The sequence below is a fragment of the Solidesulfovibrio fructosivorans JJ] genome (genome assembly GCF_000179555.1).
Lineage (GTDB): Bacteria > Desulfobacterota > Desulfovibrionia > Desulfovibrionales > Desulfovibrionaceae > Solidesulfovibrio > Solidesulfovibrio fructosivorans.
In genome coordinates, this window is sequence record NZ_AECZ01000005.1 from 130419 (window position 1) to 151487 (window position 21069).

A 21069-nucleotide genomic window follows, 5' to 3' on the forward strand; every position below is an offset into this window, starting at 1 on the left:
TGAAACCCGGGCCGATGCTTGCGGCCCGCACCACATTGCGCCTGGGCGGTCGCGCCCTGGCCGAGGTCGTTTTGACCGATATGGAAGACGCGCGGGACCTGTCCGAGACGCTGGGCCGGCTGGGCGGCAGGCCGCTCGTCCTTGGCGGCGGCAGCAACATTTTGGCCGCCGACGGCGAGTTGCCGTTGACCGTGGTCTCGCCCAACCTTCGCGGCGAGCCCGAAACCTTGCGCGAGCGGTTCGCGGGCAAGGTCCGGGTGCGGGTCCTGGCCGGGGTGAAGCTCCAGCGTCTGGTGGCTTGGCTGGCCACGCAGGGGCTTTCGGGACTTCGCGGGCTCATCGGCGTGCCCGGCACCGTGGGCGGGGCCGTGGTCGGCAATGCCGGTTCCTACGGCGACGCCATGGGCGGCGTGCTGGCCCGGGTGTGCCTGTGGACGCCGGAGACGGGCGCGGCCTGGCTGGATCGGGAGGCCTTTTCCACGGCTTACCGCCGGTTTTCGCCCAAGGGCGTGGTCGGATTCTACCTGGTGCTGGCGGCGGAGATCGACTGCGAGCCGCGCGAACCCGTCGCAATCCGCCAGGAGATGGTGGCCTGCCTGTCCAAGAAAAAGGCCAGCCAGCCCATCACCGCCGCCACGGCCGGCTGCGTGTTCAAGAATCCGCCCGGGGCCCCGGCCTGGAAGCTTTTGACGGAAGCGGGGTTTAAGGGAAAGCGGCTCGGCGATATGGCTTTTTCGGAAAAGCACGCGAATTTTATGATTAATTGCGGCAAAGGAACAGGGGGGGAAGCGCTTTCGTTGCTCCAGGCGGCCCGGGAGGCCGTTTTGGCGCAAAGCGGCTATGAACTGGAACCGGAAGTGAGGATCGTGCCATGAACGTCAGGGTAGGAGCGCTGTCGGGACTTGGGGGAAGCTCGTCGGCAAAGCGCCGCCGCAACGGTTATTCGGGTTATGCGCCGCGGGTGACGGTCAAAAGCCGCGTGGTGAAGTCCAAGGGTAACCGCAACCGCAACTATTCGCGCGGCGAATGCTCGCTGCACATGCCCAAGATGAGTCTTGGCGGCATGGGCAGGTTTTGCACCCGGCTTGTCTCCATGGCCGTCATGGCGGTGCTGGTTTTGGCCGTGAGCGTCGGCCTGCTTGCCGGCTACCGCTGGCTGACCACGGTCAACTACTTCGCCCTGCAGCACGTCTCCGTCACTGGTTGTTCGCGCCTGTCCGAGGAGCATATCCGCGATGTGGCCGGGCTCACCCCCGGTGTCAATGTGCTGTCGCTGTCCATGGACAGGATGCGGACCGATCTGGTCCGGGAGCCCTGGATCGACGCCGTGAGTGTGAAACGGGTGCTACCCGGCACGATTCTGGTGGATGTGAAGGAAAAAAGCCCTTCCTATCTTGTGCAGTATCAAGGAACGCTCTATTACGCCGACGAAGGTGGACGCATCATCGACAAGGTTGAGCCGGGGCAATTCGTTTCGTTGCCCCAGATCGAGGTCGAAGCCGGTATGGAGAAGCATCTGCCGCTTCTGGCCGACCTGCGCCACGCCGTGGCCGAGCATCAGGTGCCGTTCGACTTCGGGCAGATCGCCTGGTTGCGCCTGAGCTGGGGCAGGGGACTGGAAATTCGTTTGTTGGACCCGGGGATTCTTCTGTGCCTGGGTTCCAAGCAATGGGACCGCAATCTTTCCCGGATGAATCTGGTTTGGACCGACTTGCGCCGGCGGGGGGAGCTGGGCTCTGTCGGACAGATCACGGCCGAGGGAGACAAGGTCTGGGTGGAAAAACGCGGCAATTCGGGGGATGCGCCGCAAGGCTAGGGGAGCCTCCCTTAGGAGATGCTGCTGTATTTCTTAAGGAATCATGCCGAATCGGTTTTGAGGATGCGGCATGAGGAGCGCGCGGGGCGGGCAACTCCGGCGTTGGAATCCAAATTGCGTCAGAGGCGATTTTGGACATGAAATTGAAGAGCTTTTGACGTAGAAAGCCTCTGGGCATGCCGACGTCAGGAAAGGAAACGTTCAGGGAGCGGTTTATGGCCAGGTCGGAACTTATTGTCGGGCTCGATATCGGCACCACCAAGATTTGTGTGGTCGTCGGCGAACTCTCGCCCGAAGGCGTGGATGTGGTGGGTATCGGCACGAGCCCGTCCACAGGGCTGCGCAAGGGCGTGGTGGTCAATATCGAGCAGACCGTACAGTCCATCAAAAAGGCCCTGGAAGAGGCCGAACTCATGGCGGGTTGCGAAATCCGCTCGGTTTACGCCGGCATCGCCGGCAGTCGCATCAAGGGGTTCAACAGTCACGGGGTCATCGCCGTCAAGGGCGGTGAAGTCGGTCCCCGGGATATTGAACGGGTCATAGACGCGGCCAAGGCCGTGGCCATCCCGCTGGACCGGGAGGTCATCCACATCCTGCCGCAGGAATTTATCGTCGACGACCAGCGCGGCATCGCCGATCCGCTCGGCATGGCCGGCGTGCGCCTGGAAGTGCGGGTGCACATCGTCACCGGGGCCGTCACCAGCGCCCAGAACATCATCCGCTCGTGCCACCGGGCCGGCCTCGACGTTTCGGACATCGTGCTCGAGTCCCTGGCCTCGTCCAAGGCGGTCCTCACCAACGAGGAGCGCGAAATCGGCGTCGCCCTGGTCGACCTTGGCGGCGGCACCACGGACCTGGCCATCTTCGCCAGCGATTCCATCAAGCACACCGCCGTGCTGGCCCTTGGCGGCACCAACCTGACCAACGACATCGCCTTCGGCCTGCGCACGCCCATGGCCTCGGCCGAGAAGATCAAGATCAAGTACGGCTGCGCCCTGGCCGAGATGGTGCCCAAGGACGAGGTCATCGAAGTCATGAGCGTCGGGGGGAGGGAGCCCCGCCGGCTTTCGCGACAGGTATTGGCCGAAATCTGCGAGCCCCGCGTGGAGGAGATGCTGGCCCTGGTGGACCAGGAGCTCATCCGCTCGGGCATGAAGAGCCAGGTCGGCGCGGGCGTGGTCCTGACCGGCGGCACGGCGCTGATCGAAGGCATCCAGGAGCTTGGGGAACAGATCTTCAACCTGCCCACGCGTATCGGCTATCCCGACAAGGTCGGGGGCCTGAAGGACGTGGTCAACAGCCCCATGTACGCCACGGCGGTGGGGCTCCTCATGTACGGCGCGGAAAAGGAAGGCGTGGAACAGCGCTTCCGCATTCGTGACGAAAATGTGTTCAACCGCATTCTGGGGAGGATGCGGAAATGGTTCGTGGACGTAAAGTAGGCGCGTCCACGCAAGAAATTCTGGGGGATAACCAGGGAGTTCGCTAGGGGAGATCGATATGGAATACTTGGAACTCGAACAAGGCTCGAACGCCCGTATCAAGGTCGTCGGATGCGGCGGCGGCGGTGGAAACGCCGTCGAGAACATGATCTGCTCGGCCATGTCCGGCGTGACCTTCATCACGGCCAACACCGACATCCAGGCGCTGCAGAAGTCCCAGGCGGAGTACCGCATCCAGCTGGGCGAAAAGCTGACCAAGGGCCTTGGCGCCGGCGCCAACCCCGACGTCGGCCGTGACGCGGCGCTGGAAAGCATCGACGCCATCCGCGAGGCCATCGGCGATTGCGACATGGTCTTCGTCACCGCCGGCATGGGCGGCGGCACCGGCACCGGCGCGGCCCCGGTCGTGGCCCAGGTGGCCAAGGAGGCCGGCGCGCTCACCGTCGCCGTCGTGACCAAACCGTTTTATTTCGAAGGCAAGAAACGTCTGCTCTCGGCCGAGAAAGGCGTGCAGGCGCTTCGGGACGTGGTGGACTCCATCATCACCATCCCCAACGACCGCCTGCTGTCGCTGGCTTCGAAAAAAGCCACCTTCATCGAGATGCTCAAAAAGGCCGACGAAATCCTCTATTTCGCGGTCAAGGGCATTTCCGACCTCATCATGGTCCCCGGCCTGATCAACCTCGACTTCGCCGACGTCAAGGCCGTCATGAGCGAAATGGGCTTGGCCATGATGGGCTTCGGCACGGCGCGCGGCGAATCCCGCGCCCGCGAGGCGGCGCTCAAGGCCATCACGAGCCCGCTGCTCGAAGACGTCACCATCGACGGCGCGCGCGGCGTGCTCATGAACATCACCTGCGGTCCGGACCTGACCATCGAGGAAGTGGACGAAGCCGCTTCCACCATCACCGAGGCCGTCCACGAGGACGCCAAGGTCTTCTTCGGCACGGTCTTCGATCCCGACGCCACCGACGAGATGCGCATCACCGTCATCGCCACCGGCATCGAGTCGGCCATGCAGCGCGACGCGGCGCCGCAACAAAAGGTCGTGGAGCAAAAGCCCGCCGAGGTCATCACCCACCTGTCGCGGCAAAAGCCCGCCGGCGGAGCGCCCTCGGGGCCCGGCGGGGGGGGCGGCGGCACCGTCCAGAGCCCGCGCAGCGTCCGCGTGCTGTCCACCCAGCAGGCCAACGACTACAATATCCCGGCCTACCTGCGCAAAGGCGGCAAGAAGGGCAACCCCGAGACGGCCCTGAACCAGGCCCCGATCAAGACCCAGCCCGTGGGCGAGGAAGAATTCATCTTCGACGAGGAGGAATTCGAGATTCCTTCTTTCATCCGCATGCAGGCGGACTAGGAGCCGGGAGGAACGCGGTTCCTCCCGGGGCTCCCTGCCGGGGACGCATCCCCGGCCCCCGATACGGGGAAAGGTGACGTTTGAGCGAAACGAGTCGGGCAAGGGTCCATTTCGGCCTGGACAGGCCCGAGGTGCGGGATTTCGGCGGGCGGCTGCCCGTGGCCCTGGCCGTGCCCGGCGCGGAGGGGCTCGCCCTCTCGGCCCTGGGCTGGCAGGCCGTCTGGCGGCTCCTGACGGACGATCAGGCCCTTGCCGTGGAACGGGTCTTCTGCCGGCCGGACGAAGCCCCCATGGCCGAGGATTCCGGCCGTCCCCTGGCCGATTTTCCGGTCGTCGCCTTTTCGCTGTGCTACGAGGAAGACTACCTGCCCGCGGCGGCTGCCCTGACCGCCGCGGATATCCCCCTGACGCGCGACAAGCGGCCCGATTTTCCCATCGTGATGGGAGGCGGGCCGCTTGCCTTTCTCAATCCCGCTCCCTTCCTGCCGGCGTTGGACCTGCTTTTCGTGGGCGAGGCCGAGGCCGGGCTGCCGGAGGTGCTGGCGGCGTTGCGACGGGCCGTTCTCTCCGGCGCGGACAAGGCCGCCTGTCTTGCCGCCGTGGCCCATATGCCGGGCGTGCTCGTCCCGGGCGTCACCCGCACCCCGGTCGCCCGGGCCTGCGCCACGGACGCCGACGCGGCCACGGTGCTGGCCGATCCGGCCCATTCCTGCTTTGTCTCCGGCCACGCGGCCTTTCGCGACATGTTCCTGGTCGAGGTCAATCGCGGCTGTCCCTACGGCTGCCGGTTCTGCGCCGCCGGCTATGTCTACCGGCCTCCCAGGCAGGCCCGCATGGCGGCGTTGCAGACGCTTATCGAGGACGTTTCGCCGCGCAAGGTGGGCCTTGTCGGCACGGCGCTCACCGACTGGCCCGACCTGCTGCCGTTTCTCGCCTGGCTGCGGGAACGGGGAACCAAGTTCTCGCTTTCGTCCGTGCGCGCCGACGGCATCACTCCCGAGCTTTTGACCATCCTGCGCCAGGCCGGCCTTCGCACCCTGACGCTGGCCCTGGAAGCGCCGAGCGAGCGCCTGCGCCGTGCCGCCAACAAACACCTGAGCCTGGACGCGCTTGAAAACGCCGTCGCCCTGGCCGGCAAGTACGGCATCAACCACTTGAAGTTCTACGTGATCGTCGGCTGGCCCGGGGAATGCCCCGAAGACTTCGACGACCTGGCCCCGCTTTTGGCGCGAGTGGCCGAGGCCGCCTCCATCGGCAAGGGCAAGCGCGGCGTGGCCCACGCCACCCTGTCCGTCAATCCGCTGGTTCCCAAACCGGCCACCCCCATGCAATGGGCCCCCATGGCCTCGGTCGCGGCTATCGAGGCGGCTTACGCCCGGGTCCGCGAAGCCGCCAAGCCGCTGCCGGGCTTCCGCGTGGAAGTGGAGAACGCCTCCATGGCCCGCATGCAGGGGCTGCTCGCCCGGGGCGACGAGCGGCTCTTTCCGCTCATCGAGGCGGCGGCCGCCTCCGGCAGCTTCCGCCGGGCGCTCAAGACATGGGACGGCGACGAAGCCTTCTATCTGGACCGCGAACGCGACAAGGATGAAGTCTTCCCCTGGGACATCGTCGATATCGGCGTTTCCCGCGACTTTCTTTGGCGCGAATGGGAACGCTACCAGCAAGGCGTCCCCACGGCCAAATGCCCGCCGGCCGGCTGCGCGGTCTGCAAGCGCTGCCGGTAGCTTTTCGAGCGCCGACTTCGGACATATCGGGGACGGGGGTTGTGGTGGAAGGCGGTCTAACGGTCTGTGGGCACCCAGCGGATACTGGGGACGGCAAATGGTCCCGGATCACATGGTGCCGGCAAGCGAGGCCAAAGCGCTTGGCGGCGCTCCCTCGCTTGCCGGCGTTTTGCCTTAAACGTCCAGGACCTCGAGGTAGACGAGAGTCTGGTTGAGCAACTGGTAGGCGATTTCGCCGAAGGTGACAGGGCCGGTGAAGGGCTCCGTCTTCTTTCCTTCCAATTCGGAATAAAGATAATTGAGAATGCAGTTGCACGAGAAGGCTATGCGCTGGGATTCGATGGAGCCTTCATTGCGAAGGCGTTCGTTGAACTGTTTGACGTAATCGAGCACGGGCTTGGCGTGCTTGTACCGGATTCCGGAAAACACCGGCGCATAGAATTTTACCAACCCTTCCGCTTCGTCGACGCCCTGGAAACTGATGTTGACCATGGCCCCGTAGTAGTCGGCCACAAGCGGCAGCTTGGTGTCGAGTTTGTTCTTGACGATGTACTCGGCGAAATTCTGCTTTTCCCCGTTGACGATGACGTCCTTGGCGGCAAAGTCGTCGGAGGTGAAGGTGAGGACGTCGCCGTCGCCCTGCTCGAAGAGATTGACGATGCCGATCTCCGCCACCTTGCCTTGCGGTAATTCCGCCTGAAGCACCAAGGCCCCTTCTTCCAGCACCTCTCCCGTGATGCCGTTGACGACCTTGGGCGTTTTCTTGCCCAGGTCGGAGAGGTGGACGCCGGCGATCCAACCAATGAGCGGCCGCACTCCGAAGTCCTTGTAGTTCGGAGCGTTTAAGGCAAACGCCAGATGGGTCTTGCTGGAGGCCGGAATGACGATGAAGCTGAAGCCGTGTTTGGGGCCTTCGCTGTAGACCCTGGCCAGGCTGTTTTGGTCATAGGTGGCTATTTTGAACGAAGTGACGATATCCGTGATGTCCGTAACGCTGATCATGTCCTGGCTGACCATGCCGCCCTGGTCGCTCGATATGAAATAGGGGATGGTGCCCGCGACCCAATTCCCTTTGGGCAGTTGATGTAACGCATCTTCGTCGCCGGCGAGGAGAAGCGTGCGTTTGTCTTCGATCATTTTTTTGACGTCAGCTACAGTGGAAATAGTCTGTCTCATATTGCCCTCCTAGCCGAAAATTGTTTTCAGATCATCCTGTACGCTTGGCATATTTTTGTTGTTGACAAAAATATCGTAAAGTTGATCGATACATGTGTTGATGTTGCCTGGTGAAGGGTCGTCCTTGGCCGATCGCGTCAGTCTGCCGAGGAGAATCTTGGCGGCAAGAAACTTCAGTTGAAAAACTTTCTTGCCTGTTACAATGTCATGCCAAGTCTTATTGCTTTTGCTGGGCACTTCCATATTGGCCTCCTTTAAAGTTTAAAGCTCAATATATGTGGGATGCAGCACATCTTTCTGCCGTATTGTAGTTTTTTGTCGTATATAAGTTTTATTTATAAGAGTGGCATTTTTACGTTAATATATATTTGATAATATATAAAGTTTGGTGTTAAATCATAAGATAAATTTCTATTCGATGCAATAGAAATTCAAGTAAAGCTGATTGCCTTACGAAGCTCCTGGCCAACCCCGGATAGGCGTATGTTTTTTGGGGGGTTGCGGGTATATTGGATTTTCTGTTTTAAGAAGGTTCGACGGGGAGACAGTCTCCCGGCGCCCCGGCGCGGAATGGCCGCCGGCGTCAAGAATGGGGAAGTGCGAAATGAGTCGGAGATACCGTCCCACCAACCTGCCGGCGCCCTACCTCAAGCGGATCTGTCTGGACAAGTCTTCGGTCCCCGATCCGAAGGCCTACCCGTTTTCTTTGCCGCTTTTTTTGCCCGGATTCGAGCTGTCCTTCGACAAGGCGATCACGATCGTCGTGGGAGAGAACGGCGCCGGCAAATCAACCCTCCTCGAAGGCATCGCGGCCCTGGCGGGGTACGACGATGCCGGCGGCGGCAAGGGCTACATGCCGGTGGACCATTCCGGGGCGCTCGAAGTGAGCGGCGGACGGCTTGCCGACGCGCTGCGGGCGAGCTGGCTGCCGAAGATCACCACGGGTTGGTTCTTTAAGGCCGAGAGCTTCTTTACGGTCGCCCGCTATCTCGATCGGGCCGCGATCGAGGCCTCCGGGGTGCCGCCGGATTTTCTCTCCCATTCGCATGGGGAAGGTTTCCTGCGTTTTTTCGACGAACGCTGCGACCGCCAGGGCATCTTCATTTTTGACGAACCGGAATCGGCGCTTTCCCCCTCCCGGCAAGTCCTGTTTCTGAGGCTGCTGCGTCGCATGGAGCGGATGGGGCGGTGTCAGGTGATCATGGCGACGCATTCTCCGTTGCTCATGGCCTATCCCGACGCCCGGCTCTTGCTCCTGTCCAAGTCCGGCCTCGAACCGGTACGCGTGGAGCGGACCGAACATTTCAGATTGCTTCGCGACTTTTGCGCGGATCCGGCCGCATTCGTGGAATCGGAGCTGGAAGGAGCGCTCGGAGACGGCACTCCCGGACAGGTCTGACCGGGCGCGGCCGGGAAACTCCCGGAAGGACCCGGAATGATTGCGCCGCGGAACCACCTTTTCCGGCGCATGTCCGCTGTTTTCTCAACATGTTCAGGCAAGGCATCGTGGTGAGGGTATGACATTGCCATTGTATCTGGCGTTTATCGCGGCGGCCTCCGTGCTGCTCGTTTTCCCCGGTCCCACCGTGCTCATGGTCATCGGCTACGGCCTGGCCGAGGGCCGCAAATCCGTCTGGTCCCTGGTGACCGGCGTGTGCCTTGGCGACGCCGTGGCCTGCGCCGGCTCCCTGGCCGGACTCGGCGCGCTGCTCTCGGCCTCGGCCGCCGCCTTCACCGTGGTAAAGGTCGTCGGCGCGGTCTACCTGGTCTGGCTCGGCATCGGCATGCTGCGCTCGGGCAACGACGCGGTCGCGTCACCGGCCCCATGCCCGGCCGGCCGGAAATTCGTCCACGCCTTCACCGTCACCGTGCTCAATCCCAAAACCATCCTCTTTTTCGTGGCCTTCCTGCCCCAGTTCGTGAGCCCGCAGGCACCGGCCCTGCCGCAACTGGCGCTCCTCGGCACGACCTTCGTGCTGCTCGGCGCGGCCAACACCACCGCCTACGCGCTTCTCGCCGGCACCATCGGCGGCCGCATCCGCGATCCCCGTTTCGTCGGTACGCTGCGCCGCGTCGGCGGCGGGTCGCTCATCGGCGCGGGGGTGCTGACGGCCGTGGCGGTGAAGCGCTAGCGGCAGGGGGAGGTGCCTCCGGCGGCCAGGGGAGGCGCTGCCTCCCCTGGACCCCACCGCCGGGGGACTTGATGTCCCCCGGACCCCCTTTTCCCGGGTCGGGATGGTGAGGCGGGAGTTCGGTCGGTAGGTCTTGTCGCCGCAATCGGCCCGGCGACACGAGGCGCTTTGCGCCTCGACGCCGGACACGATTGCGGCGACAACCGCGCCAGCGGCGAAGCGCCGCATTCAAGAAACAAGAGTGTCTTTACATGTCGCCCCAAAGGGGCGACCGGCGTGGTGGAGGCTGAATTTGCTCGGGGCGAGCCTGCCGCGTCAGCGGCGGCATCGTCCCGACAAATTCAGCCTCCATCTTCTCCACCTCCGCCTTCCCGGCAGCCAACCCACCTCCCGCCCGACCAAAGCCGAGAAGGGGGGCCCGGGGGCCCGTGGCCTCCCGGCGGGGTCCGGGGCGGAGCCCCGGTCCTTCGCCTACCGATATCCCTCCGCCGCGATGCCTAACCGGCGCAATATCTTCTGCAACGACACGCGTTCCAGGCCCGAAACCCGTGCCGCTTCGGAGACGTTGCCGCGGGTCTGGCCGAGGAGGCGCTCGACGTAACGCCGGGTGAAGGCGTCGACGACCCGGGCCTTGGCTTCGAGGTAGGGCGTGGGGGTGTCGTCGTCGTTATCGATGTCGGCCGGGTCGCCCTGGCCGGGGTCGGCGGCGGCGATGGCGGCGGGACCGATGACGTCGCCCCGGCAGAAGACGGTAAGCCGGCGCACGAAGTTGAGCAGTTCGCGCACGTTGCCGGGCCATTCCCGGCCGGACAGGGCGGCAAGGCCTTCGGCGGAGAATTCCTTTTCGCCGATGCCGGTTTCGCGGCAGGCCCGGGCCAGGAAGGCGGTGGCCAGGAGTGGGATGTCCTCGCGGCGTTCGCGCAGGGGCGGCAGGCGCACGGTCAAAACGTTCAAGCGGTAGTAGAGGTCTTCGCGGAAGGTCTTGTCCGCGATTTTGCTTTCCAGGTCCTGGTTGGTGGAGGCCAGGATGCGCACGTCCACGGGCAGGGATTTGTTGGACCCGACGGGGCGCACCTCGCGTTCCTGGAGCACGCGCAGGAGCTTGGTCTGGACGCTCATGGGGATGTCGCCGATTTCGTCGAGCACGATGACGCCGCCGTTGGCGGAGGTGAAGAGTCCGCGCCGGTCGCGTTCGGCCCCGGTGAACGCGCCGCGCACGTGGCCGAAGAGTTCGCTTTCGAGGAGCTGGTCCGGGATGGCCGGGCAGTTGACCGAGAGAAACGGTCCCGAGGCGCGCCGCGACAGGCTGTGCACGGCCCGGGCGGCCAGTTCCTTGCCGGTGCCGGATTCGCCCCGGATGAGCACGGTGTAGTCCGAGCCGGCCACGGCGGTGATGGCCTCCTTGACCTGTTCCATGGCCGGCGACTGGCCGAGCAGACCGGTATCGCCGCCGCAGGCCGCGACAACCGCCCGCAGGCGGATGTTTTCGGCCAGCAGTTCCGCCCGTTCCAGGCCCTTGGCGATGACCCGGGTCAGGTGTTCGGAGTCCACGGGTTTGGTCAGGAAATCGTAGGCGCCAGCCTTGAGCGCGGCCACGGCGGTGTCGATGTCACCATGGGCGGTTAAAAGCACCACGCCCAGGTTGGCGTCGCGCTTAAGGGCGGCCCCCAGCAGGTCCAGGCCCGAGATGCCGGGCATGCGCAGGTCGGTCACCAGCACGGCGCAGGGGGCGCGGGCGAGGTCGGCCAGGGCTTCCTCGCCCGAGAGCACGCAGCCCAGGGACGCGCCCGGCAGTTTCTTGGCCAGCAGCCGCACGAGCCCCCGGGCGAAATCCGGCTGGTCGTCGACGATGAGCACACGCGGTGTGCCGTTCATGAGGCTTCCTCCTGACAGGCGGGCCCGCAGGCCGGCAGGATGACGGTGAAGACCGCGCCGTCGGCGTTTTCCACTTCCACCCGGCCGCCCATGTCGCGCAGCAGGCCGAACACCACGGCCAAGCCCAGGCCCGAGCCGCGTCCGGCTTCCTTGGTGGTGAAAAACGGGTCGAAGATGCGCGTCAGGTCTTGCGGGGGGATACCCGGGCCGTTGTCCGAGACCAGGATGCTGACGCTGTCGTCGTCCGGGCCGGGGCGGGCGGCGATGCGGACCTCGCCCGTTTCCGGAGAGACCGCGTCCAGGGCGTTTAAAAGCAGGTTGGACAACACCTGTTCCAGGGCCGAGGCGTCGGCCCTGGCCACGGGCAGGTTGTCGTCGATGGTGGTCTCGAGGCGGACCTTGCGCGCCTGGGCCTGGACCTCGAACAGGCGCGAGAGGCTTTTTAAGAGCGCGGCGATGTCGCAGGGGCCGGTGGAGGCTTGCCGGGGCCGGGCGAAGTCGAGCAGGTCGCGCAGGACTTTTTTGGCCATGATCGCGTGGCGTTCGATGACGGCCAGGTCGTCCAGGGCCTGGGGATCGGTCTCGTTTTGGCGCAACAGTTCCGCGTAGCAGGCGATGACGCCAAGGGGGTTGTTGATCTCGTGGGCCAGTCCGGCGGCCAGCTTGCCCACGGCCACGAGCTTTTCGGTCTGGCGCATCTGTTCCCGCATGCGCCGTTCGGCCGTGTTTTCCCGGGCGTAGACCACCATGCGCCCGTCCTGGCCGTTGGGAGAGGCCAGGGGGTAGCGGGTCACGGCGAAGGAGCGGCCGTCGGGCAGGTCGATGGTGGAAATGGTCGGGTCGATGCGCGCCATCGCGGCGGGACTGGCCGCGTCGTCGCCCGGGGCGGGGCCGAAGACTTCCGGCGGCAGGCGCAGGGGGGCACCGGGGATGGCCACGGGCGGCGGGGCGACCGCGCCGCCAAGCTCCCGCCGCAGCGCCCTGGCCAGCTCCCGGGCCGGTTCGTTGGCCAGGATGATGCCGAAGGAACTGTCGACCAGGGCCAGCGGGTCGGAGATGCCGTCGAAGATGGAGGCGAGCAGGGCGTTTTGGCCCAAAAGTGAGTTGATGGCGTCCAGGTTTTCCAGGGCGATGCCGAGCTGCTGGCCGATGGCCCGGTACAGCTCGGTGGCATCGCTGTCGGGGCCCGGCCCGTCGGGCAGAAAGTAAAGGCGCAAAAGCCCCCGGCTGACGTCTGTCGTGCGCACCGGGATAAAGGCCGCATCGCCGGTCAGGCGCAGGCGGTCCTCGGCCACCAGCTTGCGCCACTCGGCGGGGGGAGGCGGCGGGGAATCGCCGGGCGGCCAGGAAACCGAGCCGCCGCCGGAAAATTCGCACTCGTAGGCCACGGCCCGGGCGCCGAAGCGTTCGGCGATGCGGGCCAGGGCGCCGGTCAAAAGCTCGGCCCTGGTCTGGGACATGTTGAGGATGCTTAAAAGCTCCACGAAAAGCGCCACGTCCGAGCGGCGTTCGTCGGCCTCGTGGGCGAGTTCCCTTGTCCTGGCCGTGACCGTGCGCTCCAGGTCCTGGGCGTGGTCCTCGATCTTGCCGCGCGCCTCCTTGAGCCGCGAGGCGAAGGCCTCGATGCCGGCGTATATTTCCTCGATCTCGCCCTCGCCCGGAGGGGCGTTCGGTTCCTCGCCGGCCTCCTTGGGGAAATAGCGGCGCATCACGTCCGTGACCCGGCGCAGATTGACCACCACCAGCCGGTCGAAGAAAAGCTGCACCGTCAGGTAAAAGACGCCGAGCCCCAGGGCGAAAAGGGCCACGAAGCTGAAGGTCGCTCCCTTGATCTGCCCCAGCGCCCCGGCCACGGGCATGGTCACGGCGTCCACGCCCACAAGTTCGCCGTCGTGCCGCCAGAAGCCCCGCTTGTCGCCGTAGCGGGCGATGAGCGCCTTGGGCGCGCTTGCCGGGTCGCCGTGGCAGTGCAGGCACGAGGCTTCCAGGCGCACCGGCCGGGCGGCCACGAACACCTCTTCCCCGTCGCGTTCGGTGATTTCCTCCACCCGTGTCAGTTCCGGGTCCTTGGCGAACCGGTCCATGAGCGCCCGCTCGAAGGCGTCGGCCTCGTAATCGGGGTTTCGCGCCCGCACCGCCACCCGGCGGTAGCGGAACTGGTCGCCCTGGGCGTTTAGGTCGCTCATCACCCGGCGCGTGACGAACGAGGTGGACATGGCCTCGAGCAGGAATCCGTCCGGCGGCAGAAGCTCGTACATGGACGGCCGCAGGACGTGGCGGATGTAGGTCTGGACCGCCTCGGCCTGGGAGAGCACCAGCGAGGCCTTGTGCTCGGTGTCGGTGACGAGCTGGTTGCGCAGGTTCATGGAAATGACCACGGCAAAGAACATGCCGAGCACGGCCATGATGACGGAAAGACCGACCACGAAGCGATGTTTAATGGTTTTGGGGTGCTGCTTGGCCATGAGATCCCCCTTGATCCTCTTTTGGGGCGGCTGGGGGAAAAAGGCAATGCAACCGCCCGGCTGCGGGGTGCTAACCTGAGTTGGCACCTTGATTGGAGCAGGTTTTAAAAATCTTGTAAATACAAAATGTTGCGAAAAAAAAGGAATTGGTCCCGGACTTGCTTAGGGCAACTGACGGGTCTCTCGGACCCGGTCCGGCGCGATGTTTGCCGCGGGGCGTTTGGGAGACGCTCCGGCGGCGGATTCGCCCGGGGGCGGCAGGGGAGGACGGAGCAATCGCGGGCCGCCGGATGTCCGCCGGCTTGCGGGAGCGATCGGCGCGGCGAGGTCGGCCACCCGGAGGGGTTCCGGGAGGGATACGACGGGATGGCCTTATCGCGGTCGGTTGCGCGTCGCGCTGCGTCATCGTCAATGCAAGAGGAGGGAGTTATGGCGGAAAAAAAATGGCTTACGGAAGACAAGCTGGCCCTGATCCTGGGGCTCGTCCTGTTCGGCTTGTCGCTTTTCAACTTCGGCGGCGTCGATCCGCTGGGCTGGGCCGTCAAGTCCAACGTGTGGCTGGAGCCGGGGCAGATGTTCTCGGCGGCGACGGGCGCCTATAAGGGCATGTCCGGCGTGCTGTCGCTGATTTTGACCTGGATTTTCGTCACGGTCATGCTGGCTTTCGGCATCCGGGCGCTCGGCGGCGACGCCAAACGCTTCATGGTCAGCTTCACGCTGGTCTTCTTCATCGGCTTTTTCTGCTTCGCCATCGGGCACTACGCCGTCGTCGCGGCCACGCCCAACCAGCTGGCGAAGTACAACCTCAAATGGGCCATGGGGCTGACCGGCGAGGCGGGCTTTATCGTGGCGCTTCTGGTCGGCATCTTTATCGGCAACTTCATGCCGGGTCTGGCCGAGAAGCTGAAGCCGGCGCTCCGCCCGGAAATGTTCGTCAAGATCGCCATCGTCATCCTGGGCGCGGAGCTCGGCGTCAAGTCGGTCGACGCTTTGGGCCTTGCTTCGGCGGTCATCTTCCGGGGCCTTTGCGCCATCGTCGAGGCCTATCTCATCTACTGGGCCCTGGTGTATTACATCTCCCGGAAATACTTCAAGTTCAGCCGTGAATGGGCCGCGCCGCTCGCCTCCGGCATCTCGATCTGCGGCGTGTCCGCCGCCATCGCCACCGGCGGCGCCATCCGCGCCCGGCCCATCGTCCCCATCATGGTTTCCTCGCTGGTCGTGGTCTTTACCTGCGTGGAAATGTTGATCCTGCCTTTCGTGGCCCAGCATTGGATGTACAACGAGCCCATGGTGGCCGGCGCTTGGATGGGCCTGGCCGTCAAGTCCGACGGCGGCGCCATCGCCTCGGGCGTCATCACCGACGCGCTCGTTCGCGCCCAGGCCATGGCCGTGGACGGGGTGAACTACCAGCCGGGCTGGATCACCATGGCGGCCACCACCATCAAGATCTTCATCGACGTGTTCATCGGCGTGTGGGCCTTCGTCCTGGCCGCCATCTGGTGCACCATGATCGAGTGCAAGCCCGGCCAGCGCATGAAACTCGGCGCGATCCTCGACCGTTTTCCGCGTTTCGTGCTCGGCTACGTCATCACCTTCATCATCATGTTGCTTTTGTGCGCCAAGGGCGGCGACCTGCTCAAGATGGGCAAGACGGCCATCGGCGACACCGGTCCTTTCCGGGCCATCTTCTTCGTGCTGACGTTTTTCACCATCGGGGTGGTCTCCAACTTCAAGAAGCTGTGGGACGAGGGCATCGGCAGGCTGGCGCTGGTCTACATCGTGAGCCTCTTCGGCTTCATCATCTGGATCGGCCTTTTCATCTCGTGGCTCTTCTTCCACGGGGTCAAACCGCCGCTGGCGTCCTGACCACACCTGATCAAGCAAGGAGGCATGCATGGAACCTGAAGTCAAAGACGCGTCTTTTTCCGAAGAACTCTCCCAGATGGAATGGGAACCGCTTCTGCCCATCGAAAAGAAGCTGATCGCCTGGAGCATCAGTCTGGGAGCGGTTTTGCTCTTCGTGCTGTACTTCGTGAGCGCCGAATTTTTCCCCGGCGCGCACGGCTAGGCGCGGCAACCTCTTGGATATATGGCGGGCGGTCCGAAAGGGCCGCCCGTTTCTTTTTTTGCGGGGACACCGACGGCTTGGTTCGGGACGCTTTCTTGCCACGCTTCTTTCCTGATAGGAAAATGGAAATGGAACATCCCGATAATTAGAAAATTTAGGAAGGGGAGAGCGCGAGAGGGGAGAACCCTTTTTAAAGGGTTTCCCCTCTCGCATTCTCTTCTCTCTTCTTCTCCATAGGATTGCGCGATTCGCAAGCGCGGGGACAGCCGCCGTCCCCACTGTGGAAGCAACGTGGGGGCCACGGCCCGGATGCCCTCCCGGGACAGGGTTTCGACCACGAAGGCGCGCAGGCGTTCGTTGACCATTTCGCCGAAGTGGCGGGCCCGGCTCCAGGCGATGTCCGGCAGATCCCGGCAGGCCCGGTGGGCGGCGCGGGTGGCGGCGGTCTGGGGAAGTATCCAGGCGATGACGGTCAAAGCGTCAGCGGGGGGCGGGGCGTCGTCCGGGAAGGCCAGGGCGAAGGCTTGACGCGGCGTCCAGTAGAACTCCGGGCCGATGTCCTCCTTGATGCGTGTAAAAAGCGGGTCCGCGCCGTCGGCATAGCCGATGAGCGGGGTGGCGAAGGCGGGCATATCCGAGCCCGGGAACAGGGCGTTGTGGGCGCGGTCGTCCATCCAGGCGGCAATGCGCCCGGCAATGTCGCTTTCCGGCATGGTGTCTCCTTCTCCGTCGTGGCGCGGCGTAAAAGAGGGATCATGAAAGCCGCCGCATTTGGGGCGAGGATAGGGGATCGCGGGCGAAACGTCAGCAGGGGAGGTTTGGCCGCCCGAGAAAAAAGGGGCCGGCGCTTTCGCGCCGGCCCCGCCAGAGGGCCGATAAAGGCCCGATTGCCGCATTGCTTCAAAAAAAACGAACCCTCGCGGAGTTCTCCACGCGCCGGTCCGGGCGATCAGTCGCCGCAGGCCTTTTTCACGGCCGTCAGCACGGCTTCGGGCTCGAAAGGCTTGTGAATGGCGGCCACGGCCTTGCGGATGGCCATATCATGCCCGGTCAGCCCGCTTATCACCACCACGGGCAGGTTCTTGAATTCCTCTTTCTGGGAGAACTTGCGGTAGAACCGGGGCCCCCACTCGTGGGGCATCTCCAGGTCCAGGGTGATGCAGTCCGGCTTTTCGCGCTCCAGCACGTCCATGGCGGCGTCGCCGTCGCAAGCGCTGCAGGTGTCGTAGCCGTTGTCCCCAAGCAACGTGACGAGATAGGAGACGATCTGCGGATCGTCGTCCACCACCATGATTTTCTTGGCCATTTTTCGTCTCCTCATTGGGACGGCTTTCCTTGTGGAGCCGGTCCCGATCGCGGTTTTCTGCCGTAACGCCTTAGCCGTCCGGAAAGTCCCGGTTGATGCCTGTTCCTGTCCGCCAGCCCCGGGCGGCGGACGCTGACGGGCGCGAAGCGCCCGGTTACGCCGTCTGTCCCGTATCCGGCTTGCGGATCGGCAGCCGGACGATGCACCGGGCTCCCTGACCCGGTTCCGAGGCCATTTCGATGGTGCCCCCGTAATCCTTGATGATGCCGTAACTGATGGAAAGGCCGAGCCCCGTCCCCTTGCCCACGGGTTTGGTGGTGAAAAAGGGCTCGAAGATTTTGTCCTGGATGTCCGGGGCGATGCCGGGGCCGGTGTCGGCGATGGCGGCGGCCACCTGGTCCCCGTCCCGGTACACGCGCAGGGTGATGCGCTTTTCCGTCTTGCCGCCGGCGGCCGGCCCCCGCTCCTCGATGGCGTCGCGGGCGTTTAAAAGCAGGTTCATGAACACCTGTTCCAGCCGGCCGGCATCGGCCGAGACCGGGGGCAGGTCCGGGGCGATGTCGGTTGCGACCTCGATGTTGCGCACCTTGAGCTGCTGGTTGAAGAACTCCATGGTGTGCATGAGCACGTCGCCAAGGTTCACCGGCCCGACGGTGAGATCGGATTTGCGGCCGAACTCGCGCATGTGGGTGATGATCCGGGTGGCCCGGGCGATGTGCTTGCCGATGCCTTCCGCCATCTCCTGGAACAGTTCGGGCGAAACGGGTTCCCCGCGCCGCGTCTTGCGCATGAGATACTCGGAGATGGTCTGGATCACGGTCATGGGCTGGTTGAGCTCGTGGGCCACGCTGGTGGCCATTTCGCCGAGGGTCGCCATCTTGCTCGCCTGGATGAGCTGCTGCTCGGTTTCGAGGCGCCTCGTGATGTCCGTGGCCGAAACCAGGTAGACCTGGCTGTCCGGGAAGGTGGTGGTGGAGACGCGGATGGAGACGTATATGATCGCCCCGGATTTCCTGCAGTGGCGGGCCCGGTCGATGGCGTGGCGTTCCCGGATGCTGCGCTCGTGGCCGCTGCGGTCGCGGTTGTAGAAAAGATCCAGGAAATTCTGGCCGATAAGTTCCGCCTGGGTGTAGCCGTAGACCTCCTCGGCCGTGGCGTTGCATTCGAGGATGGTGAGGTCCTCGCGGTCCAGCACGAAAAGGGCGGTGGGAATGCAGCTGAAAATCGCCAGGTACTTCTTGCGCGAGCGTTCGAGCTCGGCCTCCAGGTACTTGCTGGCCGTGATGTCGAGGCTCATCTCCATGACGGTGGCGATGTTGCCGTCGGCGTCGGGCATGGGGGCGGTGCTGACGAAAAAAGAGCGGGGATTGCCGTCCTTGTCCAGGGTGATTTCCTCGGTGGCGTGGGGCAGCCCGTCCTTAAAGGTGCGCATGACCGGGCAGCCCGGGCAGGGCGCGTCGAGGCCCTTGTAGGCCTTGTAGCAGTACTGGCCGGGGCTGGCGTGGAACTCGCCGGCGAAAAACTGGTTGTAGCTGACAAGCCGCAGGTCCTTGTCCTGGACGGTGATGACGCAGGGCACGTGCTCGAAAAGGTCCTGGTAGCGCTTCATCTGCCGGGCCAGCTCCGCCTGCTTGGCCAGTACCTCGCGGCCCATGGTGGTGATCGCCCGGCCGAGTTCCCCCATCTCGTCACACTGGCGCAGGTCCACTCCGGTGAATTCGCCGCCCGCGGCAATGGCCCGGGTGGCCCGCATCATCTTGCGCACCGGGGCGTTGACAAGCAGGTGCATGCACAAAAAAAGGATGAGGAAAAGCGCGCCCGCGATGGCCAGGGCCATGAGGAAATTGATGCCGGTGAAGCGCGAAAGCGTCGTCTCCGTGCCGGCGAGCGAAACCGCCATGTCGAGCAGGCCGAGAATCTTCTTGCCCGGCGGATGGACGTGGCAGGGGTCGCCCGAGCAGGACGGGTCATTGACGATGGGAAAGATGATGCCGATGCACTTCTGGTCCTGGGCGTCGGTGAAAAAGCGGGTGCGCGCCTTGATGCCGACGTCGAAAAGCGGCGGCTCCTTGCGGTGGCAGACATAGCAGGCTTCCTGCTTGATATCGGTGTCGGTGCCGATTTCCGACGCGTCCTTGGAATACTTGATCTCCCCGCGCTTGTTGTAGATGCGGATGGATTTGATGGCCGCCTGGGAGCCGATGTTGCGCACGATCTCCTGGGTGGCGTCCGGGGCGTAGGTCAGCATGGAGTCGTGCAGCCCGAGGATGATGGTGGTGCCCAGGCGGTTGATGTCCGAGACGGTGTTCTCCATGGACAGCCTTTCCATGGCCCCGATGTTGAGATGGGACCAGAGAAAGAAAAAGAACATGAGCGCCGCGCCGGAGATGATGGCCAGCTTGGTGATAAGCGAGCAGCGGATCTGCAGGAAGACCCGGCCGGCGCTTGCGGCGAAACGGGCCAGCGCCGCGCCGGTTCCCTTGTCGGGGCGTGGCTTTTGCGGCTGTGCGGCGTCGCCGGTTTCGTGTTCCTTGTCCATGTCCATCCCCGCCTTCTCCTTTCCTACGCCGCGCTGACCGTGATGGAAAAAGCCCCGGTCATGGCCCAGACCGTCTCGCCCACTTCCAGGCGCAGGTTGGCCAGGGTCTCCGGGGTGACCACGGAGCTGACCCTGGCCCCGTCCTCCAGAAGCACCACCACCTCGGCCGTGTCCGCGCCGGTCATGATGCGTTCCACCACGCCGCGAAAGCGGTTGGGGCCGGGCGCGGCCGTTTCGGCGTTTCGGGACAGGCGGGGCGGGCGGATGCGGGCCGTGACCGGGCTTCCCCGGTGCAGCTCCATGGCCTTCACGTGGTCGTTGGAGAGCACGGACACCAGCCGGTGTCCGCCCGGGGTCTCCACCTCGAGCAGGGATTGCAGGTCTCCCGGGGTGATGGCCGTGACCCGGCCGGTGAAGGTGTTGCAGTTGTCCTCGGCGGCGGCCTTTTCGCTGTCGAGCAGGGCCATGTCCGGTGAGGAGGGGTCTCCCTCGGAAATCTCCAGAAAGGCGGCGGTGGAATTGGCGGTCAGATGGCCGAGGCTGCGCTGGATGGCTCCGAGCGGCACGCCGCCGCGAAAGAGTTCGATGCCGCGCGAGCGGCGCAGGGTGTTGGGGTTGGCCAGCTGCCTGGGCAGGCCGCAGTCGTCGGCCCGCTCGTAGAGCACGCGCCGCACGTAGCCCTGGTCCAGGGCGAGGAGCCCGCCGCGATAGGGCTCGTAGTCCGGATCGCGCAGGATGGCGGCCAGCTCGGCGTGGAGCTCGTGGGGCAGATAGACTTCGCGGGAGGGCCTGTCCTCCTCGCCGCGTCCGCCAAGGGTGACCTTGCGGGCCACGAGATCGAAATCCTCGGCATCGTTTATGGCCAGGACCTCGCCGAGCTTGGCGCCAGTATGGCGCAGGAGCAAGAACACGAGTCTGCAACGGTTTCGTGATAAACTCGAGCGCTTCCCCCGCGCCTTGGCCACCCAGGCAACAAAGGCCTGCTCAAGCAAAATGAGCTGTTCCGTGCTCAGGAACCGGACAGCTGCCGCCGCACCGTCCGTGGCCTTGGCAGCGGTTCCTTTCCTATCTACCTTGTTTTTTGGGACTATTCCCATCTTGTGAGCGCCTCCGCGGCCTGGGCCGACGTTGTGTCGGGGGGCTAAGTCCCGACGTTTCGTGTCAGA

At 64.5% G+C, this 21069-nt stretch carries 17 protein-coding genes; 9 read left to right on the forward strand and 8 right to left on the reverse strand.

The window, feature by feature from the left end:
* The first annotated feature begins 14 nt into the window (after positions 1-14).
* The 5 genes from DESFRDRAFT_RS05145 to DESFRDRAFT_RS05165 all read left to right on the forward strand — a co-directional run bounded on the left by DESFRDRAFT_RS05145 (position 15) and on the right by DESFRDRAFT_RS05165 (position 6339).
* Entirely contained in the window at positions 15-875 is an 861-nt protein-coding gene (locus tag DESFRDRAFT_RS05145; protein WP_081458419.1) for a UDP-N-acetylmuramate dehydrogenase, read from the forward strand.
* Positions 872-1816: a cell division protein FtsQ/DivIB gene (locus tag DESFRDRAFT_RS05150; protein WP_005991828.1), complete on the forward strand. Its 945-nt coding sequence runs from the start codon at positions 872-874 to the stop codon at positions 1814-1816. Before DESFRDRAFT_RS05145 ends, DESFRDRAFT_RS05150 begins: the two co-directional genes overlap by 4 nt.
* A 215-nt stretch (positions 1817-2031) precedes the next feature.
* The gene (gene ftsA / locus DESFRDRAFT_RS05155) at positions 2032-3258 is read left to right on the forward strand and encodes a cell division protein FtsA (RefSeq protein WP_005991829.1); all 1227 of its coding nucleotides are present in this window, start codon (positions 2032-2034) and stop codon (positions 3256-3258) included.
* 58 nt (positions 3259-3316) lie between these two features.
* Complete coding sequence (gene ftsZ, locus DESFRDRAFT_RS05160; RefSeq protein WP_005991831.1) at positions 3317-4615, forward strand: cell division protein FtsZ; 1299 nt, start codon at positions 3317-3319, stop codon at positions 4613-4615.
* Positions 4616-4695: 80 nt separating this feature from the next.
* Positions 4696-6339, forward strand: coding sequence for a radical SAM protein (locus DESFRDRAFT_RS05165; RefSeq protein WP_043793891.1), 1644 nt, complete (start codon positions 4696-4698; stop codon positions 6337-6339).
* Between the two features lie 174 nt (positions 6340-6513).
* Here the strand turns inward: DESFRDRAFT_RS05165 and DESFRDRAFT_RS05170 are convergent, their stop codons facing one another.
* Positions 6514-7515 carry a DUF6976 family protein gene (locus DESFRDRAFT_RS05170; RefSeq protein WP_005991835.1) on the reverse strand — a complete coding sequence of 334 codons (1002 nt, stop codon included), beginning with the start codon at positions 7513-7515 and terminating at the stop codon, positions 6514-6516.
* A gap of 9 nt (positions 7516-7524) precedes the next feature.
* Positions 7525-7758, reverse strand: a complete 234-nt coding sequence (locus DESFRDRAFT_RS05175) for a hypothetical protein (protein ID WP_005991837.1) — start codon at positions 7756-7758, stop codon at positions 7525-7527.
* A gap of 361 nt (positions 7759-8119) precedes the next feature.
* On the opposite strand from DESFRDRAFT_RS05175, the gene DESFRDRAFT_RS05180 reads away from it, so the two are divergent.
* Together DESFRDRAFT_RS05180 and DESFRDRAFT_RS05185 are read left to right on the forward strand one after the other, a co-directional pair.
* Positions 8120-8914 (forward strand): AAA family ATPase, encoded by a 795-nt coding sequence (locus DESFRDRAFT_RS05180; protein WP_005991839.1) that lies wholly within the window; start codon positions 8120-8122, stop codon positions 8912-8914.
* A 118-nt stretch (positions 8915-9032) separates the two neighbouring features.
* Positions 9033-9647, forward strand: coding sequence for a LysE family translocator (locus DESFRDRAFT_RS05185; protein ID WP_005991841.1), 615 nt, complete (start codon positions 9033-9035; stop codon positions 9645-9647).
* Positions 9648-10118: 471 nt separating this feature from the next.
* Here DESFRDRAFT_RS05185 and DESFRDRAFT_RS05190 read toward each other — a convergent pair whose 3' ends face one another.
* Both DESFRDRAFT_RS05190 and DESFRDRAFT_RS05195 read right to left on the reverse strand, forming a co-directional pair.
* Positions 10119-11522, reverse strand: coding sequence for a sigma-54-dependent transcriptional regulator (locus DESFRDRAFT_RS05190; protein WP_005991843.1), 1404 nt, complete (start codon positions 11520-11522; stop codon positions 10119-10121).
* A complete protein-coding gene (locus DESFRDRAFT_RS05195; protein ID WP_005991845.1) occupies positions 11519-13987 on the reverse strand; it encodes a c-type heme family protein in 2469 nt (822 codons plus the stop codon). Before DESFRDRAFT_RS05195 ends, DESFRDRAFT_RS05190 begins: the two co-directional genes overlap by 4 nt.
* A 429-nt stretch (positions 13988-14416) precedes the next feature.
* Between DESFRDRAFT_RS05195 and DESFRDRAFT_RS05200 the strand changes: the two genes are divergently transcribed.
* Both DESFRDRAFT_RS05200 and DESFRDRAFT_RS22655 read left to right on the forward strand, forming a co-directional pair.
* Positions 14417-15856, forward strand: a complete 1440-nt coding sequence (locus tag DESFRDRAFT_RS05200) for a putative sulfate exporter family transporter (protein WP_005991847.1) — start codon at positions 14417-14419, stop codon at positions 15854-15856.
* 28 nt (positions 15857-15884) lie between these two features.
* Positions 15885-16058, forward strand: a complete 174-nt coding sequence (locus tag DESFRDRAFT_RS22655) for a hypothetical protein (protein WP_005991849.1) — start codon at positions 15885-15887, stop codon at positions 16056-16058.
* Here the strand turns inward: DESFRDRAFT_RS22655 and DESFRDRAFT_RS22495 are convergent.
* The 4 genes from DESFRDRAFT_RS22495 to DESFRDRAFT_RS05220 all read right to left on the reverse strand — a co-directional run bounded on the left by DESFRDRAFT_RS22495 (position 16055) and on the right by DESFRDRAFT_RS05220 (position 20814).
* Positions 16055-16771, reverse strand: coding sequence for a hypothetical protein (locus DESFRDRAFT_RS22495; protein ID WP_005991851.1), 717 nt, complete (start codon positions 16769-16771; stop codon positions 16055-16057). The two genes, DESFRDRAFT_RS22655 and DESFRDRAFT_RS22495, sit on opposite strands and share 4 nt — an antisense overlap.
* Positions 16772-17007: 236 nt before the next feature.
* Positions 17008-17364 carry a DVU0259 family response regulator domain-containing protein gene (gene divK, locus DESFRDRAFT_RS05210; protein WP_005991853.1) on the reverse strand — a complete coding sequence of 119 codons (357 nt, stop codon included), beginning with the start codon at positions 17362-17364 and terminating at the stop codon, positions 17008-17010.
* Between the two features lie 154 nt (positions 17365-17518).
* Positions 17519-19909 (reverse strand): PAS domain-containing sensor histidine kinase, encoded by a 2391-nt coding sequence (locus DESFRDRAFT_RS05215; protein ID WP_005991855.1) that lies wholly within the window; start codon positions 19907-19909, stop codon positions 17519-17521.
* Positions 19910-19926: 17 nt separating this feature from the next.
* Positions 19927-20814, reverse strand: coding sequence for a TOBE domain-containing protein (locus DESFRDRAFT_RS05220; protein ID WP_233489560.1), 888 nt, complete (start codon positions 20812-20814; stop codon positions 19927-19929).
* Positions 20815-21069: the final 255 nt, after the last annotated feature.

Bases quoted from the DNA above. Each gene is read 5' to 3' on its own strand.
- DESFRDRAFT_RS22655 (WP_005991849.1), top strand. From the start codon at position 15,885: ATGGAACCTGAAGTCAAAGACGCGTCTTTTTCCGAAGAACTCTCCCAG.
- DESFRDRAFT_RS05180 (WP_005991839.1), top strand. From the start codon at position 8,120: ATGAGTCGGAGATACCGTCCCACCAACCTGCCGGCGCCCTACCTCAAG.
- DESFRDRAFT_RS05190 (WP_005991843.1), bottom strand. From the start codon at position 11,522: ATGAACGGCACACCGCGTGTGCTCATCGTCGACGACCAGCCGGATTTC.
- DESFRDRAFT_RS05170 (WP_005991835.1), bottom strand. From the start codon at position 7,515: ATGAGACAGACTATTTCCACTGTAGCTGACGTCAAAAAAATGATCGAA.
- DESFRDRAFT_RS05195 (WP_005991845.1), bottom strand. From the start codon at position 13,987: ATGGCCAAGCAGCACCCCAAAACCATTAAACATCGCTTCGTGGTCGGT.
- DESFRDRAFT_RS05200 (WP_005991847.1), top strand. From the start codon at position 14,417: ATGGCGGAAAAAAAATGGCTTACGGAAGACAAGCTGGCCCTGATCCTG.
- ftsA (WP_005991829.1), top strand. From the start codon at position 2,032: ATGGCCAGGTCGGAACTTATTGTCGGGCTCGATATCGGCACCACCAAG.
- DESFRDRAFT_RS05175 (WP_005991837.1), bottom strand. From the start codon at position 7,758: ATGGAAGTGCCCAGCAAAAGCAATAAGACTTGGCATGACATTGTAACA.
- DESFRDRAFT_RS05215 (WP_005991855.1), bottom strand. From the start codon at position 19,909: ATGGACATGGACAAGGAACACGAAACCGGCGACGCCGCACAGCCGCAA.
- DESFRDRAFT_RS05185 (WP_005991841.1), top strand. From the start codon at position 9,033: ATGACATTGCCATTGTATCTGGCGTTTATCGCGGCGGCCTCCGTGCTG.
- DESFRDRAFT_RS05150 (WP_005991828.1), top strand. From the start codon at position 872: ATGAACGTCAGGGTAGGAGCGCTGTCGGGACTTGGGGGAAGCTCGTCG.
- DESFRDRAFT_RS05145 (WP_081458419.1), top strand. From the start codon at position 15: ATGCTTGCGGCCCGCACCACATTGCGCCTGGGCGGTCGCGCCCTGGCC.
- DESFRDRAFT_RS22495 (WP_005991851.1), bottom strand. From the start codon at position 16,771: ATGCCGGAAAGCGACATTGCCGGGCGCATTGCCGCCTGGATGGACGAC.
- divK (WP_005991853.1), bottom strand. From the start codon at position 17,364: ATGGCCAAGAAAATCATGGTGGTGGACGACGATCCGCAGATCGTCTCC.
- ftsZ (WP_005991831.1), top strand. From the start codon at position 3,317: ATGGAATACTTGGAACTCGAACAAGGCTCGAACGCCCGTATCAAGGTC.